The 19569-nt window shown below is 37.2% G+C and carries 13 protein-coding genes, 2 tRNA genes and 1 other annotated feature; of the genes, 11 read left to right on the top strand and 4 right to left on the bottom strand.

All coding sequences use genetic code 11. From position 1 onward, the window contains the following. Positions 1-205 precede the first annotated feature (205 nt). The 5 genes from EFD62_RS10530 (at position 206) to EFD62_RS10510 (ending at position 5494) form a co-directional block, all read left to right on the top strand. Positions 206-1486, top strand: a complete 1281-nt coding sequence (locus tag EFD62_RS10530; RefSeq protein ID WP_069195465.1) for a radical SAM protein — start codon at positions 206-208, stop codon at positions 1484-1486. Continuing rightward, complete coding sequence (locus EFD62_RS10525) at positions 1473-2459, top strand: radical SAM protein (protein WP_069195466.1); 987 nt, start codon at positions 1473-1475, stop codon at positions 2457-2459. The genes EFD62_RS10530 and EFD62_RS10525 overlap by 14 nt, the downstream gene beginning before the upstream one ends. Before the next feature lie 35 nt (positions 2460-2494). Further along, the gene (locus EFD62_RS10520; RefSeq protein ID WP_069195467.1) at positions 2495-2737 is read left to right on the top strand and encodes a hypothetical protein; all 243 of its coding nucleotides are present in this window, start codon (positions 2495-2497) and stop codon (positions 2735-2737) included. Positions 2738-2871: 134 nt separating this feature from the next. Continuing rightward, the gene (locus tag EFD62_RS10515) at positions 2872-3810 is read left to right on the top strand and encodes a S8/S53 family peptidase (protein ID WP_069195468.1); all 939 of its coding nucleotides are present in this window, start codon (positions 2872-2874) and stop codon (positions 3808-3810) included. Beyond that, positions 3800-5494, top strand: a complete 1695-nt coding sequence (locus tag EFD62_RS10510) for an ABC transporter ATP-binding protein (RefSeq protein WP_069195469.1) — start codon at positions 3800-3802, stop codon at positions 5492-5494. Before EFD62_RS10515 ends, EFD62_RS10510 begins: the two co-directional genes overlap by 11 nt. An 8-nt stretch (positions 5495-5502) precedes the next feature. Here EFD62_RS10510 and EFD62_RS10505 read toward each other — a convergent pair whose 3' ends face one another. The 4 genes from EFD62_RS10505 to EFD62_RS10490 all read right to left on the bottom strand — a co-directional run bounded on the left by EFD62_RS10505 (position 5503) and on the right by EFD62_RS10490 (position 14455). Continuing rightward, the gene (locus EFD62_RS10505) at positions 5503-8748 is read right to left on the bottom strand and encodes an SNF2 helicase associated domain-containing protein (protein WP_069195470.1); all 3246 of its coding nucleotides are present in this window, start codon (positions 8746-8748) and stop codon (positions 5503-5505) included. A 159-nt stretch (positions 8749-8907) separates the two neighbouring features. Further along, positions 8908-10716: an oligoendopeptidase F gene (gene pepF / locus EFD62_RS10500; RefSeq protein ID WP_128706085.1), complete on the bottom strand. Its 1809-nt coding sequence runs from the start codon at positions 10714-10716 to the stop codon at positions 8908-8910. Between the two features lie 43 nt (positions 10717-10759). Continuing rightward, the gene (locus EFD62_RS10495) at positions 10760-11116 is read right to left on the bottom strand and encodes a nucleotide pyrophosphohydrolase (RefSeq protein WP_069195472.1); all 357 of its coding nucleotides are present in this window, start codon (positions 11114-11116) and stop codon (positions 10760-10762) included. 210 nt (positions 11117-11326) lie between these two features. Then, positions 11327-14455 carry a fibronectin type III domain-containing protein gene (locus tag EFD62_RS10490; protein ID WP_069195473.1) on the bottom strand — a complete coding sequence of 1043 codons (3129 nt, stop codon included), beginning with the start codon at positions 14453-14455 and terminating at the stop codon, positions 11327-11329. Positions 14456-14904: 449 nt separating this feature from the next. Here EFD62_RS10490 and EFD62_RS10485 point away from each other — a divergent pair, with 449 nt between their 5' ends. From EFD62_RS10485 to EFD62_RS10460, 6 genes are all read left to right on the top strand, one after another. After that, complete coding sequence (locus EFD62_RS10485; protein ID WP_128706084.1) at positions 14905-15558, top strand: hypothetical protein; 654 nt, start codon at positions 14905-14907, stop codon at positions 15556-15558. A 326-nt stretch (positions 15559-15884) separates the two neighbouring features. Then, a tRNA-Arg gene (locus tag EFD62_RS10480) sits at positions 15885-15961 on the top strand. Positions 15962-16160: 199 nt separating this feature from the next. Further along, the gene (gene tadA, locus EFD62_RS10475) at positions 16161-16643 is read left to right on the top strand and encodes a tRNA adenosine(34) deaminase TadA (protein WP_083225219.1); all 483 of its coding nucleotides are present in this window, start codon (positions 16161-16163) and stop codon (positions 16641-16643) included. An 81-nt stretch (positions 16644-16724) separates the two neighbouring features. Further along, a tRNA-Ser gene (locus tag EFD62_RS10470) sits at positions 16725-16815 on the top strand. A 295-nt stretch (positions 16816-17110) separates the two neighbouring features. Further along, positions 17111-17377, top strand: a binding site (T-box leader). A gap of 88 nt (positions 17378-17465) precedes the next feature. Beyond that, positions 17466-19109: a methionine--tRNA ligase gene (metG, locus tag EFD62_RS10465; protein ID WP_128706083.1), complete on the top strand. Its 1644-nt coding sequence runs from the start codon at positions 17466-17468 to the stop codon at positions 19107-19109. 21 nt (positions 19110-19130) lie between these two features. Next, entirely contained in the window at positions 19131-19448 is a 318-nt protein-coding gene (locus EFD62_RS10460) for a hypothetical protein (RefSeq protein ID WP_235832633.1), read from the top strand. Positions 19449-19569: the final 121 nt, after the last annotated feature.

Below are 19569 nucleotides of genomic sequence, written 5' to 3'. Positions count from 1 at the left end.
ATATTAGAGATCCAGACCTTTTTGACTCAAATCATTTCCTTGTCCCTATTCTATGGACACGGTCGAATTTTGATGTTGTAATATGCAGATGCTTGTTGAAATATATACAAAACATGTTTAAAGTTTACAAGCATAATGAAGTGATTTATTATCTAATGGAAGACATGAGATAATATTCCTTTTTGTCTGGAGAGAGGGGGATATAATGAATTTTGGTTATGCTGTTAATTTTAAAAAGGCGGTAAAGATAATTAAAGGAAATGAAAAGTCATTAGTTTGCAACATAGATAATGCAGAGAGTATTTTTTTGAGTAATGAATGTGTGGATATTATCAATGCTGCTATAAAAGAAAAGATGACATTTAACGAATTGCTTGACGCAATTGAGGAGGACAAGTCTAAAGAATACATGAACAAGCTTGTCAATAAGCTTGAATCTCTACATATGTGGAGCTACGAAAATAATGAACTTATCCAAAGCAATCAATTTAGTATTTCAATAGATATAACAGATAAATGTAATCTCAGATGTAAGCATTGTTGTATTAGTGCCGGAGAAAAGATAAAAGGAGAGGATTTATCACATGAGGACCTATTGAATGTGGTATATAAGGTGGCAAAACTTAATCCGCAAATCCTTACATTGTCCGGCGGCGAACCTCTTATGAGAGAGGATTTTAAAGAAATAACAGAATCCATTAGAGCTATCTATGATGGAACCCTGACATTAATGACCAACGCAGTTCTTATAGATGAAGATATGGCTGCCTTTATTGCAGAGAACTACGATGCAGTTGACGTTAGCATAGATGGCGTAGATGAGCAAAGTTGCGCTCTTCTAAGAGGCGAGGGCGTTTTTGAAAAAACCATACATGGAATTAACTTATTAAAACAGGCTGGAGTTAAGCAAATCTCCGCGTCAATGGTAAAAACTAAAGAAAATCATTATGCTGTTAGTGATTTTAATAAGCTCTGTGAAGAGCTTAAAGTCACACCAATGATAAGGGCTTTAGACAATTCAGGTCGAGCGCGAAGCATCTATGACAATATTAATATAATCGATAGTAGAGAATATGATGAAAAACGTGCAGAAGATTCATTTGTCAAAAACAAAATTTACAGACTTCGTCCTCAGATATTCGCATGTCAAGGAGCAAAACGTCAATTTCAGATTGATTACACCGGTAATATTTTTCCCTGCGCAGCATTAATGGAGGATGAATTTTGCCTTGGAAATGTTCTCAATATTGATGATTTGAAAGATTATCTTGAGCAAAGGAAATTTGAAAATACAAAAGGATATAAAAAATTTAATTCATTATTGCCATATAACCTCAAAGGATGTAAAGAATGTGATGAAAATATACTTTACTTTACATGTGTTAATGAAATTAGAAGATACATTGAGCAGGGAAAATTAGAAGAGGTATGTAAAGAAAGTGAGCATTACTATAAGTTGTACTGGGGGAACTATGAAAGCGTTTAATATATGGGTTACCAGAAGGTGTAACCTTAGATGTAAGTATTGTTATGAAGGCATCGAAAAAAGAAATCTTGACTTTAGTAAAGAGAATATAGGAAAACTTATTGATTTTATTAGGTGCAGTAGTATCAATGAACCTGAACTGACTATTAATTTCCATGGTGGGGAACCCTTGTTGCGTTTGGATATCATAAAAGCAATTTGTGATCGACTAAATGAATTTGATATTCCCGCACGTTATTCATTGACTACCAACGCTCTTTTATTAAATGAATCAATAATAAGTACTATTATGGAATATAAAATATATCTTTCTATAAGCTTGGATGGCGATAAGGTGTCAAATGATTCTAATAGAATAGACATGTTTGGAAACGGAACATATGAAAGAGTTGTAAAAAATGCTCAAAGGGTAGCCGAAATGGGGCTCAATCCAAGGATAAGAATGACGGTTACACCCAATAATGTGCATAGCTTTTATTATAACATAGAGCATCTCTTAGAGCTTGGATTTAAGAATATAGTAGCAGTCCCGGACTTCTTTGATAAATATTGGGATGATGAAAAAATTGAATTATTGAAAACAGAATTAATTAGAGTCAAAGAAAAAGAGGTTGCTGAGGATGTAAGCATTACTTTTTTCAAAGATAATATCTCAAAGAAAGGTCTATGCGCAGGTGGGATTGTCCAATGCAATATAGATGTAGATATGTTAGTTTATCCGTGTACATATGGAGTGGGAGATATTGACTTAAGTATAGGCAATATAATAGACGGCATTGATAAGAGCAAGAATGCCGTATTAATGGAATTAAATCAAAAAGAAAATATAGAATGTAGAGGTTGCACATATGGTAAATACTGTACGTCCACCAGGTGTAAAATACTAAATAAAGTATTGACTGGAGATTATCTCGGTACTTCACCGGTGATATGTGAATTGGAAAATGTGTTTTATCAAGTATATCATGATTGACCAATCACAAAAAAAGTAAAGGGGAGGTTTAGTCAATGAAAATTAAAAAGATTGAAAATATGTTGGATATTGAAGAACAATTTGATGTTGAGTTACAGGCATGTCATGATGATTGCAAAGAATACTTCAACAAAACACAAGCTGATTATTCATTCTTGAATCGGGCTGGATGTAAGGTTGATGGAACTGCAACCGTTGCTGAAATCAGGGAGATTTTAAATGTCTTCGGTTTCTATTGTTATAGATTATTGACTCCGAAGACATCGATTTATCTATAAGAAGTACATACACTTTGTGATTGGTTATCTGATAAATATCTGGCGGACATTTTTATCCGCCAGATATTAAATATGTGGGATTATACTAAGGTTAATTAGTGATAAAGGGCAAAAAGAAGGATTGATGCATTATTATGAAAATTGCGGTGATAGATGACGGAGTAGATATTGAAGATATAAAGCCGGGAATAGTCATTAAAAAAAGTGACTGCAAAATTAGCGGTTCGAATACAGGAGTAAGGCATGGCTCTAAGGTTGTGTGCACTATCGAAAAATATAACAGCAGCTATAAAGAATACTATATATATGATGTAATATCAGGCGGGGATAGTGCTGCAAAAATCATTAAAGCTTTAGAAGAACTGCTGACAGATAAAGCTGACGTAATTTTGATGTCTTTAATTATACATAATAAAACTTATCATAGCAGAATAGAAGAGCTTTGCAGGAAACTCACAAAAGAAGGAACTATCATTGTTGCTGCCGGTGCAAATAGAGAAAGTGTCTATCCTTTTCCTGCATGCCTTGATTGTGTAATTGGAGTGGGGAGAGCAGCATGCTTAAGTGGTGTGATGATTTGGAATAATAAAGAAGACCTTCAAGTGTTAGGAGATGTGACTCCTGAGTTTGTTCCGGTGAATGAGAATAAATTTTGGCTGTTTAGCGGCACCAGTAAAGCAGCTGCAATTGTGGCGGCAAAAGTAATGAAGTGTGTTGAATTGGGAAGTGTTGGAGTTGAAAGCGTTCTCAATATGTTAAAATTAGAATCCGGTGATGCAAGCACAAATATAATTCATAGCCTTGAAGATGAGAATTCTGAAAATCTATTATATTATCAATATGTATATGAAAAAATAATAGGTATTGTTAAAGAACTAGGCTATGAAGTGCCAGAGGATGGTTCAAATTTGCTTTTCGGAAGTATTGTAAAAAATATTGATGAGTTTGGATTATTAATATATGAAATATGCCTAAGGCTTAAGTGCAATATTGACATTACAAACATGAAATATTCGGCATTTAAGTCAATATACGATTTGACTGGATATGTTGGTGGATTAAATGAAAAATAGTAAGTATTCCAAGGTGAAAATTGTTTTTGAATTATTTACTAGATACTTTAAGTATAATATATGTTTTGCTGTTTTGTCGTTGCTGACATTGGCAGTAGCGTATTCTTCTCCTATGATAAATGCTGTTATTATTGATAATGGTATAAATAAAGGTAGCGTAAAAGTACTTATATGTGGCGTTATGGCATATCTAGCTATCAATTTTATAAATGAGTTGATGTTATATGCCAAAACAATGGTAAATTTGAAGTATCAGTATATTGTCGAGAGGGATATTAAAAATGAGGTTATAAAATACTATGTCAATACATTTAGAGCAGATTTGAATAGTACTTCCGGAGGCGAGTTGGAAACATTAATTAAGAGCGATGTAAATAAGTTTATAAACCTTATATCCAGAAACATTCAAGACATATTAATCTCTTTTTTAAGAATGATTATATCATTATTTTTTCTGATAAAACTTCAGACTACTTTGGGGCTTATAGTAATAGCAATTCAATTTGTCATTGTTTATGTTAAAAAAGCATTTAATGATAAACTAGCAGAAAATAGTACCAATATTAGAAAAAGCTACATAACCGTAATGGAAAGGATTAACGAGATCATATATAATATTAAGGATTTATCTCTTGTTAAAGCAGATAAATACTTGGTAAGCAGATACAATGATGCATATTATGAGTCGTACCGACAAGATAAAAAGAGTACTAGGATATCACAGAACATATTTTCTATTGTAAATATATTAAGACTATTTATGGATTGTACTATATTGGTGCTTGGCGGGTTCTTTGTAATAAATGGTGAAATGTCTTTGGGCATACTAATTTCGTTTATTAGCTATGCCTCAATGCTTAGTAGTCCGTTAAGTGAAATTCTTGATATACCTTCACAATATAGTAATGATAAAAAATCAATAGATTGTGTTTTTGACATATTGGTATTAATGAAAAATAAAAAGAATATGAATTGCTATATGAAAGATATAAAAAGTAAAAAACATGTTGAAAAAATATCTATTGATAATGTTGCTTTTGAATATGAAAACGGCAATTGCATTTTTGATGGTGCTAGTGCAATTTTTGCAAAAAACAAGATAAACTATATTGTCGGAAGAAGCGGTGTGGGTAAGTCAACTTTGGTAAAGCTTATTTTGGGCAAGATTGTTGCAAAAAGCGGAGAAATTCTGTTTGATGATATCAGTATCAAAGATATCATTGACAATAACGAAATACCTCAGTACATATCTTGGGTGCCGCAGGAGCCTGTACTTTTTCGTGATACAATTAGAAATAATCTGCTTTTAGGCTCGGATGTTTCAGAAGATAGACTTATATCTGCTTGTGAGGAGTGTTCGATTCTCGAAGATATAAATAATCTTCCTGATGGATTTGATACGATGCTGGGGGATTTCGGTGATAACTTGTCAGTCGGTCAAAAACATAGGTTGGGATTAGTGAGGGCATTACTTCAGGAGAATCCTATAATTATTATTGATGAAGGTACAGCAGGCCTTGATTATCAAACCGAGCAGATGATAAAAGATAATATTCAAAAGTTTTGTAAAGATAAAATTGCTATTATCATAACTCATAGTGAAGATTTTATAGTAGATGGCTCAACTGTGTATGAGATAAAAGATAAAAAAATAGAAGAAAAGGTGGCAGTAAAATTCCCGTAGTCATGTTACTAAAGCTCAAACAATTCCCGGATTTCACTTTCAGACATTTTGGAAAGAAGGGTTTCGCCGGGCTGAATGACGGAATCAATCATTTCCTTTTTCTTCTGCTGAAGCTCAAAGATTTTATCCTCTATTGTTCCCTGAGTAATAAGCTTCATCACATGGACAACGTTCTTTTGTCCTATCCTGTGGGCACGGTCCGAGGCCTGATCCTCAACCGCAGGATTCCACCATGGGTCAAAATGGATTACTGTATCGGCTCCGGTAAGGTTTAGGCCTGTACCTCCCGCTTTTAAAGAAATGAGAAACAGCTTTCCTGTACCCTGATTGAAGGCCTTAACCATCTCCACACGGTCTTCGGACTTGGTAGAACCATCCAAATAAAAATACTCAATACCTTTTTGGTCAAGGAACCGCTTTATAATTTCCAGCATGCTTGTAAACTGCGAGAACAGTAAAATCCTGTGCCCGCTATCAATGGCATCTGTCATTATTTCTTCTAACAGCTGCATTTTCCCGCTTTCACCGTTATAATTCTCAATAAAAAGGGATGGATGGCAGCATATCTGGCGAAGTCTTGTCAGTATGGACAGTATTTTTATATGACTTCTTTCAAACCCGTGTGTTTGAAGCTCTATAGCAACTTCACTTTTCGCTTTCTTAAGATACGCCAGATAAATTTTCTTCTGCTCTGGGGTCATTTCACAGATCATTTTAGTTTCAATTTTTTCGGGGAGGTCCTTTAACACATCCTTTTTCAGTCTCCGGAGTATAAAGGGACGTATGTGCCTGCCCAGCTCATTTAGAGCATTTTGGTCGGAATATTTCATAATCGGGCTCTCAAACTTTTTAATAAACTTGGCATGGGACAAAAGATATCCCGGCATAACAAAGTCGAAAATCGACCAGAGCTCCGTGATAGAGTTCTCAATAGGGGTACCTGTCAGGGCAAAGTTCATTCCTGAATTGATTTGCTTTGCAGTTTTGGCATTAAGAGTATTGGGATTCTTAATATGTTGCGCCTCATCAAGGAAACAGTATTGGAATTTTATATCCTTATAGAGGTCAATATCCCTTCTTAATAAAGGATAGGAAGTGACCACGATGTCAGCATTTCCTATATTCTCAAACTTCTCATGACGTTCCGAAACAGACCCGGAAATAACCAGGACCTTGAGCTCCGGGGCAAATTTTTTGACTTCCTCCTGCCAGTTGTATACAAGGGAAGTTGGTGCGACAACAAGGGAGGGGGCTGTTGCATTGTCCTTTTCCGACAATATAAATGATATAACTTCAAGGGTTTTACCCAAGCCCATATCATCGGCCAGAATCCCGGATAATCCGTAAAACGCAAGGGTTTTAAACCATTTGTAGCCAACCTTCTGATAATCCCTTAGAACATTTTTTAGTTTGTCTGGGATTTCAAAATCCATATCCCCCGGTTCCTTTATATTCTGAACCATATATTTAAAATCAAGGCTTCGCTCAATACCGTTCATATTGGCTTCACGGAGCAGACTGTCAATATACATGGCTCTATATTTAGGGAGCTCTATAACCTTTTTGGATAAATCTTTCCCTTTAATATCAAGCTGTTCGACCAAATTGCTCATACTTTTAAGTTCCGGCAAGTCAAGGGGCAAGAAGGACCCGTCCTTGAGCCTGTAAAACTTCCTTTTTTCTATTATGGAAGAAAAGATATGCTCAAGTTCGCTGCCATCAATATCTCCATAATCAAAAGAGAATTCCAGCATATTTGAATCCTGATTGAGGCGGATTCCACCGGAAAATCTGGGAGGAAATTTTACAGTGATATTCTTAAATGCATCGGAATAGTATACCTCCGATAACTCCTGAAGCCGGGGCAGGTCATTTGTCAAAAACTCAAATAATTTATTCTCATCTACCAGGTAGATTGTGTTTTTATCCACAATAAACTCTGCTGCTTCAAAAATCCCAATGATATTTCTCTCGGATTCCATATCCCTTACGACTATTTTGTCAGGGTCATTAATATAATTTTGTCCGGAGAAAGGATTTAAAACCGATTCCCCATAATGAAAATTGATAACGGCACAAATACCTTCTTTGTATTTGTCAAAATATATTTTTGAAACAAGCTCTTCCTTAACAAGCTTATCCTCTATTTCCTTATCCATGGAAACGTTGCCTAGCTTGCGAATATGGGGCAGAACCTCAGAAACAAATCTTTCTGTCTGAGCCGCGGAAAAAGGAAGGCTATCTGTTTTGCTGTCCAACAACTTGGAAATAAAAGGGATATAGTATTTTTGCTGTTTTTCGGAAGGGTGGTATATTCTGTCGTTGTAATAGAAATAAACCCCTTTCTCGGTGAGAGGCACAAGGGACCTATACGATTTTAAGTGCAGCAAAACCTTATCGCTTCTACGGAATAGAGAAAAATCAAGGGGAAGATCCTCATTGGCTATTGACATAAGTTTTTCGCCGTTGTTCAATACCTTTGCATAAAAGTTTTTATTTTTTAAAGCATCAAATACCCTTAGCAAATATGGTGTTGAGAGCAGCACCTTTTTACCGGTGAATACCCCGGATGTTGCCTGATAAGTATATCTAAATCTTTGCTCTAAAAGCTTCTCATTTTCGTATATTTCCATAAGTATATCGATAATTTTTTGATCCCCTTCAGAAAACGTATGTTGTGCAGGATCAAAAGTGAAATTTTTACCAAACTCTAAAGGTGTATTGGTGTATATGTGGGACAAAAATTCCTTCATATCCTTTACAATGTACAGTTTACCGATGCCCAGTCTAAGCTCCAGTGTGGATGTATGACTATTAAAATAATCTCGGTTAAATTCGTAAGTTATTTCTAGTTGAACTTCCTGCCTTGGATTTTCATCCAACAAGCCTTCAAAAAAAGTAAATACATCTTCAAAGGTATTTTTATTCTGTTTCCTAGGGTTACCATATTTGAATTTGAGAAGCTCGCTTTGAGCCGTTTTCATTACTGCCACAATATGCTTGCATGCGCCGTAGTAACTGTAGTAGGTCGGACATGTGCACTCGTATTCGTTGATATCGCCACTATCGTCAAAATATATTGAGACATCATAATCCTCCGAGCCTCTAACCACAGCATTGATTACCAATTTATCATAGTCGAATTCAAAGCGCCTTACCCGATGATTGAGACTATATAATATGCCCTTTTTATAGGTTTCATTGTTTGACGCGTGATGGAGTATTGTTTTATCATGAACATTAAGTACATTCATATGTTAACACCTCTAAAGTAACAGCTATAACTTCAATTAATTAGTATATAACAATTTATAAGCAATTAAAACAGTATGGAAGAACAAGAAATAGTGAAAATTGGGCAATTAAAGAATATTGCGAGTTCAAAGCCGTATAAGAACTCGCAATATATACTGCTATATCAGTGCTTCAAGTTCGGTCAGAATTTTTTCAAATACATCCAAGGCATCTTGTACTGGCTTTGGTGTGGAAAGGTCGACTCCGGCAATTTTAAGAAGCTCTAAGGGGTAATCGGCGCTTCCGCTTTTTAAAAACTTAATATACCTATCCACTGCAGGCTGTCCTTCTTTCAGTATCATGCTGGATATAGCGGTTGCAGATGAAAAGCCGGTAGCGTATTTGTAAACATAGAAGCTGGTATAAAAGTGGGGAATTCTTGCCCATTCCATGGAAATTTCCTTATCTACGTTTACCTCGGCTTCAAAATACTTTTTATTAAGGTCATAGTATATATTGCTTAAGATTTCCGATGTCAAGGGTTCTCCATTTTTATGTTTCAAGTGAACTATTTTTTCAAACTCAGCAAACATAACCTGTCGGAAGATAGTTCCGCGGAACTGCTCGAGGTAATGATTCAAAAGATAGGCTTTTTCCATTCTATCTGCTGTTTTGTCAAGAAGGTAATTCATAAGCAGGGATTCGTTAACCGTTGATGCCACTTCGGCAACAAAGATTTTGTATTCCGAATAAACATAGGGCTGGGTTTTGTTGGTGTAATAGGAGTGGATTGCATGGCCCATTTCATGAGCTAGGGTAAAGACATCATTTATTGTACCCTGGTAGTTTAAAAGGACATAAGGGTGCGTCGTATAAGCGCCCCATGAATATGCACCGCTGGTTTTACCCTGGTTTTCATACACATCTATCCAGCCTTTTGTAAACCCTTCCTTAAGGTATGAGAGATACTCTTCTCCTAAGGGATGCAGTCCCGATTCCACCATCTTTAGGGCCTCTTCATAGGGGATGTTCTTATTTGATTCTTGAACAATTGGAACATATAGGTCATACATATGAAGCTCATCAATCTTTAAAGCTTTTTTCCTTAGCTTCAAATACCTGTGGAGAAGAGGTAAGTTTTTATTTACCGTCTCAATTAAATTATCATATACATCTACGCTTATATTGTCGGCATCTAAAGAAGCCTCAAGGGATGAGCTGTACTTAGCGGAAGTGGCATAGAATTTAGAAGCCTTGATATTACCGATAAGAGAAGCAGCAAGGGTGTTTTTGAATTTGCCGTAAGTGTCGTAAAGGGCCTCAAAAGCATCTTTGCGGACTCTTCTGTCCGTGCTTTCAAGGAATTTAACGTATCTGCCCTTGGTGAGTTCCACTTCTTCACCATCTTCATCCTTTATAAAAGGAAACCGTATATCTGCATTGTTGAACATGGTAAAGATTTCTCTTGGAGAGCCGGCCATTTCTGAGGAAAGGGCCAACAATTCCTCTTCCTTTTCCGAGAGTACATGCTCTTTTTGCCGCAGAATCTCATGAAAAAATTGGCGGTACAGCTGAAGGTCCTTATTCTCTTCAAGAAAGCTATTTAGCTTATCCTCGGGGATAGATATTATTTCAGGGACAATAAAAGATACAGCAGCATAGGCTTCAGTCATAAGGGCAGATGCTTTATCGGCCAGACTCTGATATGTAGAATCTGCGTTATTTTCATCCTTTTTCATCCTTGCATATACAAAGACACTGTCGTTTATGGACATTAGCTTGTTGCTGAGCTTCAAACATTCTAGGAGAGTATTTGAATCCTTATTCAAAGTACCTTTAAACCCAACTATTTGGGATACATATTCCTTAACCTTGCTAAAGTCCTTCTCCCAGTCATCAATACTGGCACATATATCTTCGAGCTTCCATTTGTATTTACTATCTATTTCATCTCTTTTGGGAAGTACTTTTGCTTTTAATTCCGGCATACGAAAGAGCCTCCTTTAACTAATTTTATTGTTAATGTTAAGTTCATAGATCATTGTATTTATTGTTTTTACCCCGGCACTTAGCGACGGGATATTTTAGCTCATTCTTTTTGACTTTGTCGAGAATTGCTTGGTTAAGATCAATTCCGAGGTCATGGCTTAAAAGCAGCAGGTATGATGCAATGTCGGCAATCTCGTCTTTTACATCGTCAAATTTGGATGAAGAAAGATACTCTTTTGCTTCATCATCGGTTTTCCATTGGAAATGCTCCATAAGCTCTGCCGCTTCTATTGCAATCGAAATGGCCAGATTCTTTGGGGTGTGGAACTTGCTCCAATCGCGCTGAGATCTGAATTTTAGCAGTACATCTAAAGCGGCAGTCAGGTTTAAGCTATCCATTATACTTAAAAGTCCTCCTTGTAAGAAAAGGGATAAGAGTTGTATATATTTTACTCCAGATTACTATACCATTATAACCCAACATATTGTGTTTTCCAAGGTTAATATTAACGAAAAAGCAGAGTTTTATTACAAAAAAAAGTGCGCCTTCCATGGAAGAAAGGTGCAATAAATGGGTTTTTTCATATTAGGAGAGTGTATGAAAACAAATTATAATTTTTTTAGAGCTTTATATATTATTACCGCAGCTTCTGCCCTTGTAGCATAATCTTTTGGAGAAAGCTGCGTACTGCTTTTGCCGTTTATGATTTCTTCTCCGTTCAATATAGCCATACTCTGCAAGGCATAGATGGATACAAGGTTTTTGTCGGAGTACTTATCCAGGACTGAGTTGCTGTGATTTGGCAGCGGTTTGCCGACGATCTTAAAGGTTTTTGCCAGAATTACAGCCATGTCCTCCCTTTTTATAGGCTCATTGGGATAGAAGTAGTTGTCACCTGTCCCTGAAACAATGCCCATGTTTTTGGCAATCATGACGTTTTTGTAGTACCAATGATTGGGCTTCACATCGGCGAAAGTGCCTGTTGGTGTTTTATCCAATTGGAAGGCCTTTATTATGAGAGTTATAAACTCTGCGCGGGTTATACGGTCATTGGGTGCAAATATTCCAAGTTCCTCGGATTTTCCATGTATAATTCCTCTTGCTGCCAGACTTTCTATGGATTCCTTTGCCCAAGGAACAGAATTTAAATCCTTAAAGGTTTGGGAAGGTGTAGTTTTGGCCATTCCAATATTGGTGTAATTGGTGTATATGTTTTTGTCATAGCCTTTTATTCTATAGTAATAGGTGGTATTGGAATAAAGCTGATTATCTGTGTATTTTTCAACATTCCTGCCTACCCTCGCAATTTCCGCGAATTCCCCTTGATTTGACTTTCTTTCAATGACGAAGCCATCCTCATCATCGGAATTATCCTTCCACTCCAGGAGAATTTGATTTGGTGAAATAACCTTTACTACCAAGCCTGACGGCGCGGATAGAGATTTCATAAGCACCTGAATTTCCTCGCTGTATACCTCAAAACGATAGGATGACCTTTCGGCTACTACTCTAAAATAGTAAAGGGTATCGGGTTTTAAGTCTTTAATTGTGCAGCTGGTGGTGTTCTTAGAAAGCGAAGCGGCTTTTCTCCAGCTCTGGTCATTCGCTGTTTTCATTTCTACCCTGAAGCCGGATTCATTATCGGTCATGTCGATCCAGCTCAAAATTATTTCGGTATTTGATACAATGGAAGCATTCAGGCCCTCGGGCGGTTTGAAGCTCATGCCGTCCACAGAAGATTCATTTGAATATTCCGACGAGTTAAAGGCATTAGCGGCCCTGATTCTGTATGTGTAACTGGTTTCCGGGTCTATGTCGTAATCATACCATACAGTTTTATCTGCGTCCTGCTTGTCGATTTCTATAAACCTGCCATTTCCAACTTTTCGTTCAATTATAATCTCTGACTCGCCCCAGGACTCATACTTCCAGGAAAGTTTCACAAATCCGGATGTGGTCCAGGCCGATGTCAATTTCTCAGGAGCTTCCAAATAAGTATAGACTCCAGTTCCGTCGGCTTTTTCAGGATAAGGTCTTGAGTAAACTCTGCTGGCAAGATTTGTTCTTACCCTGTAAAAATATTGGGTGTTTGGAAGGAGGTCCGTATCTCTGTAACTTGTATAGCCTGCTGCCAGGGTAGTTATTATTTCCCAGGCATCATTATCGCCGGTTTTTCTTTCAATAACGGTACTATAACTTGCGGAGCCCGCGTATCTCCAGTTGAGTTCAATCTCAGTTGGAGATACCGGTGTAACGGTCAATGATCCGGGAGCCACCTTTAAAATAGAGGTTGTGCAAGAAACTTCATTGCTGTAGGCTGAAGCATCCCCTGCCGAATTAAAGGGTATGACCCTATAGGTATAGGAGGATAGGGTGCTTACGTTATTGTCAATATAGGAAGTGGTATTTGCGTTCAAAGTTGCAATCGGAACAAAGTCACCTGTGTCAACCTTTCTTTCAACTCTAAAGCCGGATTCATTGCTGGAAGAATCCTTCCAATTCAAAGTTATTTTGGTAGGAGATGTTATTTCTAATCTCAGGTTTGATGCGGCGGACGGTACTCCGGTGTATATGGAATACACGGGAGATGAAGCAGAGTTGCCGTTCTCATCATAAGCTGTTATTCGGTAATAATAATACTTGTTCGCAAGAATTCCCTCAGTGTCCGAATAAGTTGTTATATTACTGTCAAGGACAGCTATTGTAGAGTAGCTTCCCGAACCGATTCTTTTCTCTATTTTAAGGGTGAAGTTGCCTTTTGAGGGGAGGCTCCAGCTTATGTCGATTCTTCCGGAATCGACTGGGACACATTGAAGATTTGAAGGAGCCAAAAGCCTTGACACAGGCTTTGATATATTACTGAAACCTTTATATTTTTCATTGTCAATACTTAATCTGTACCTGTATGTTCCATCGCTACTGAGGTGGTCTGTGATACTTGTGCTGTTTTTCGGCAAGTTAGTATTTATTATTTGCCATGAATCCCATTTCTTTTTATCTTCCAGGTACTTGGATCTCTCAAGTCTAAATTCCTGAATATAAGCATGTTGTCCCCAGGAAATCGTTGCTGTGCTGTTTTTTATCGATGCTTCTATAACTGGAGGGGCTATAGGTATTATAGAAACAGGAGAGGATGAGGTTGATGAATATCCGTTCCCGTCTATTGACATAATGGTGTATTGTGATTCGACGCCATAAGTTAGGGTTGGGTCTACAAAACTGATAGAGGTTTTTTTGCCAGACACTTGAGCAACCTGTCCAGCTCCAGACTTATTCACTATGGTACTGCTGGCAGCAAGAGAATTGTTTAGCCATGTCAGCGTAACCTCATTATTATTAATATCCAGGTATGAGGAGATAATGGAAGGAGCTCTCATTTTTAACGTAGAAGCCGTGCTATAGGCTGATTTGATGGCCTTTCCGTTGGGATCTACAGCAGTTAGAGTATAGCTGTAGGAGGTTTGAGGCACTAGCCCGGTATCCTGAAAGCTCAAATAGTTTCTGTCAACGTTAACATCTATATTGGCAATATGTAAACCGTCTCTTGAAATGCTGTAGTAAACAGCATTTGTGACTGAAGTCCAGTTAAGATTTATTTGAGTATCGGAATTGAAGTCTGCAGGAGTAGCATTAAGGCTGAAATTAGCTAGAGCAGTGTCCCTTAGGCAAAAAGTTGTAATTAAGATGATAAGGATGAAAATGATTAGTTTTTTGAAGTTATCTATGATTAATTTCATGGTTACCCTCCCTTGTGAAATAAAAGAAAATAAATAGGCTGTTAAACTTTCTATCGAATAATTTTGAAACAAAGTTAACGAGTTTTTAATGGCATTATATTTAAATTAATTTCTGACATTAACAAAGTCACTGTTGGACAACTTTGCTAATTAACATATCCTTATAGGGCAAGAGCAAACCGTCGGATTAGCTGGTGGTCATGATTGCAAATTGCAATATTGGTTACATAATTATATATCAATTTATAAATTTAATACTTGAATGGATGAATATTACATGATATAATAATGCTGAATTATCTTCTTTTAATTGTTGCAACAATTAAGATATGTCAAAAGTGCTTAACAGAAAAATATGAAACGAGTGTGTCTTTGTGAAGAGGAAGAAAGTAGGGATAGTTTTATTTGTTTGTTGTTTTTGTTTACTTTTAATTAGGGAGGGTGGAAAAATGATTAATAAAAAAGGTATAGTCTTAATATCTGCTGCTGTAGCCCTTCTTTTAGGGATTACCGGATGTAATACAGGAAAAGATGAAAGTGTTAGTAACGCAGGAGAAGCTATTGTTACAGGTGGAGCTATGAGTGCTATTAAGGCTGAAGGATTTAATAACATATCTGAATTGAAAAAAAATGCAGAGGAAATTGTGCATTTAAAAATTTTGTCAACCGAAACTGTTGAAGACCAGGAACTATTTTTTACATATAGTAAAGCAGAGATATTAAACGTTATCAAGGGTAACCTTGCCAAAGGGGATATAATAAAACTTATTCAAACGGGTGCAATTATAGACGGTCAAGATATCAGTATAATGGGGGATCCAATTTATAGATTAAATGATGAAGCAGTGCTTTTTTTAAAAAAAGGTAAAGATTCCACAGGAGAATATATATATCGAAGCTTAGGAATAAGCGACGGAAGGTTTGATGTAATAAATTCGAAAATTATTGCCAGAGGACTTGGTTACGGTGATGAGTCTATGTCAAAAGAAAAGGGCAAACTGAAGAAATCTGATTCCATCGCCGAAATGAGTTTCAGCGATATTACTGGACTTGATTTTACGGTAGAAGAGTTTATACAAAAAATCGAAGGGGTAAAGGAATAAACGGTAAGTGGAAACTCGTTCGGCTTTTGCTGAACGAGTTTGTGTTATATGTGCGCCACGCATGGCGCGTAACTTGGTAAGGATGTCATCTCTTTTTTAGGCTATAGTAGACTTTATTGCTTACCGATGACTAGTTAAGGTTTATTGACCAAACGGTCAAGGCAGGATAATTAATAGGTTTAAAAGCTTGAAAAAAGGAGGCTTATTTTGGAATGTAATGGTGTTGAAATATAAATTTAATTTTGGGAAAAAATACTCTTGAATTATTTGTGCTTTTTTAGTATACTATTAATCGTTGATTTTGGATATAATATAATATATTATATGTGCCCATAGCTCAGCAGGATAGAGCGTCGGTTTCCTAAACCGCAGGCCGGGGGTTCGAATCCCTTTGGGCACACCAGAGGAAAGCCGCTCAAATTAATGGTTTGAGTGGTTTTTTAATAATTTATTTATACAAAAACCCACAAAGCATGAAGTAATATCAAATCACCTAACAAACAATGGGTTTGACAATAAGCATATTTTTAGTTATAATTTTATTCGCAACGTTTGGCAGTTATTCCGCCTTACACTCGTTTAATTGGAGGCTTGGACGTAAGTTGGAGTTTGAAGAGGGCTCACAGCATTGGTTTATGAGGGAGGCCTTGAAGGAAGCCTATAAGGCATACAGCAAGGATGAGACTCCCATAGGGGCAGTGATAGTCAGAGACGGCAAAATAATTGCCAGGGGGCATAATGAAAAGGAATTAACCAATGACCCCACCAATCATGCTGAGATAGCTGTAATTAGGGAAGCATCTGCAAAGCTTGGTACCTGGAGACTTAACGACTGTGATTTGTATGTTACATTGGAGCCTTGTACAATGTGTGCCGGTGCAATTATACAGGCTAGGGTTGGAAGGCTTTTTATAGGGACTGTGGATCCTAAAGCAGGGGCAGTTGGGTCGGTAATAGATGTACTTAGGGTTGATGCTTTTAACCATAAAGTTGAAGTGACCTACGGAATATTGCAGGAAGAATGCTCTGAGATTTTGAAGAATTTTTTCAAGGAGCTTAGAAAGAGAAAGCCAAATCAAAAATAAAGAATATGATTTTTATAGTTGATTTTATGGAGTTTTTTAGGTATTATTAAAATCTGAATAAAGATGTTTTAAATAATATATGGAGACGTATCGAAGTGGTCATAACGAGCCTGACTCGAAATCAGGTTGTCGCGTGAGCGGCACGTGAGTTCGAATCTCACCGTCTCCGCCATGAACCTGTTTGCGGTTAATGTCCGTAGACAGGTTTCTTCATTTTGTCTGTATATGTGGGGGGTAAAAATGAGCCCGCTTGCGTATATCGCGTAATCGTGAAAAAGTAATAAAATTCAATTAGATGGTTATTTCTGTTGATTATTATTACTGTAAACTATTGATTGCAAATGCATATCATGTTAATATATTTATATAACTTGCATAAAATTACATTCAGACTAAAAATGTGAATGAAACCGGATTTATGACATATCCTATTAAAGGTGGATATATAGTTTGATTACAATAAAATTATAGATGCGATGAAGAGAAGAGTAAGTTATTGATGTCTTTTACAGAGAGCTCCGGTAAGCTGAGAAGGAGTAAGGAATAGATAACCGAAGATGGTCTTGGAGCTTTCGCACCGAATCCTTTTAGGGTTTAGACTGCGACGGGTGCTCCCGTTATAGTGCCGGAGTATAATCAGGATTCATTTATCCTGCCGTACTTGCTGAGGTTGGTGTTGCGAAGCATCAATGAACCGGGGTGGTAACACGAAGTATCATGCTCTCGTCCCCAGGATTTTATCCTGGAGGTGAGAGCTTTTTTAATGCGCATTTTGCTTATATAAATATGTCAATCCAAATCAATTAGAAATGAGGTGTGTTTATGAATATTTTAATAGGAAATGCATGGCCTTATGCCAATGGTTCTTTGCATATAGGTCATATAGCTGCATTATTGCCGGGGGATATATTGGCAAGGTATTTTAGATCAAAAGGAGACAGAGTGTTTTTGGTTTCAGGCAGTGATTGTCATGGTACGCCAGTCGCAATCAGAGCTAGGCAGGAAAACAAGACACCTGAGGAAATAAGTGATTATTACCACAATGAGTTTGTCGATTGCTTCAATCGTCTTGGCTTCACTTATAATCTATACGGAAAAACATCCAGCAGCGAACACAAAAGCTTTGTTGAAGATTTCCACAAAAAACTCTATGATGGAGGGTATGTTTATGAGAAAAGCACTTTGCAGGCATATTGTATCCAATGCAAGCAATTTTTGCCGGATCGCTTTGTAAAAGGTTTATGCCCCCATTGTGGTAAGCCCGCAAGGGGCGATCAATGTGAAGTGTGCGGAAGTGTACTGGAGCCGGAAAACCTGCTTCAGGCAGAATGTAGCATATGCAAAAAGGCACCGGAATTCAGTTCTACCAATCATCTTTACCTTGCTGTCACCCGTATGAAGAAAGAACTGGAGGAATATATTGAGAGTCACAAGGACTGGAGAAAAAATGCTTATGAGATGTCAAAAAGATATATTCAGGAAGGACTGCGTGACAGAAGCCTGACCCGTGACCTCGATTGGGGTATTGATGTTCCGAAGGATGGGTTTGGCGATAAGAAAATATATATCTGGGCTGAAAATGTTCTTGGATACCTTTCGGACTGTTATACGCTATGCGGTCAGCAGGGAATTGACTTTTATGAATTCTGGAACAGCTCAAGGCAATATTACGTACATGGAAAGGATAACATACCTTTTCATACAATTATTCTGCCCTCGCTGCTCTTAGGTCGCACCGATATCAAGTTGAAGCTCCCGGACGATATTATATCCAGCGAGTATTTGACCCTGGAAGGCAGGAAAATTTCCACCAGCGAAAATTGGGCAATATGGGTAAAGGATTTCATTGAACGATACGAGCCTGATTCCATCCGTTATTTCCTGATCGGTAATGGTCCCGAAAAAAGGGATACCGACTTCACCTGGAGAGAATTCATTAACAGTCATAATGGAGAGCTTTTGGGGGCATACGGAAATTTTGTGAACCGCAGTCTGGTGTTTATTCAAAAGAATTTTGAAAACAAGATACCGGAGGCTCGATGTAATGAGAATATTCTGCAATCATTAACAAATATCTATCCTCGAGTTGGAGAACTCATAGAACAGGGTAACTTCAAGGAGGCACTGGATGCAATCTTTGTATTTGTACGGTCAGCAAATAAATACTTTGATGACAGTAAGTCGTGGATTACAATAAAGAGTGATGTTGAAAAGTGCAGGGAAACTCTTTATACCTGTGTGCAAATTATCGCTAACCTTTCTAATCTGCTTGAACCTTTTTTGCCGTTTTCCTCTGCGAAAATAAGAAACATCTTAAAGATTGAAAAAGCAGTCTGGCAGTGTATAGAAGTTCCGGGCAGCCTGGAGATTGGGCAGGTGGAAATCTTATTTGAACGGATTGACAAAAAGGTCATACAAGAGGAAGAGTCACATTTACTTGATATAAAACATAGAATGATACCATGACGTTAGGAAGGGATGGGTAATATGTATAATACAAATAATAATTGGTCATATCCTTATTTTGCACATGCACAATTATATAATCCACACAGCATATATAAGGATAAAATGTGCCAGTGTCCCTGTTTTCCGAATATGCCGATGTATAACTTCAACCTATGCAAACCGTATCTGCCTCAATATATTCCCTATACAGATCAGTGTAAGGGCGGCATGCCGATTAAATTAAAGGACTATGGGCCGGAACCCTTTGTAGTGAATATTGAAGAGGCTGCAAAACAAAACAATAACTTTCGCACAGCTTTGTGGACCGGAGACCATTTACAGCTTACATTAACTTAAACTTCGCAGATTAATAATCTCTATGCACCTTGAAAATTCAATATTTGGCTTTAAGTAAGTATCATGATTCTTGCTCTTATGCACACAGTAAAAGCCTACCCTTAAGTTCCTTTGGAAGTGC

It is taken from the genome of Acetivibrio mesophilus (assembly GCF_004102745.1).
Taxonomy (GTDB): domain Bacteria; phylum Bacillota; class Clostridia; order Acetivibrionales; family Acetivibrionaceae; genus Hungateiclostridium; species Hungateiclostridium mesophilum.
This window is presented reverse-complemented; position numbering and strand designations above follow the sequence as displayed.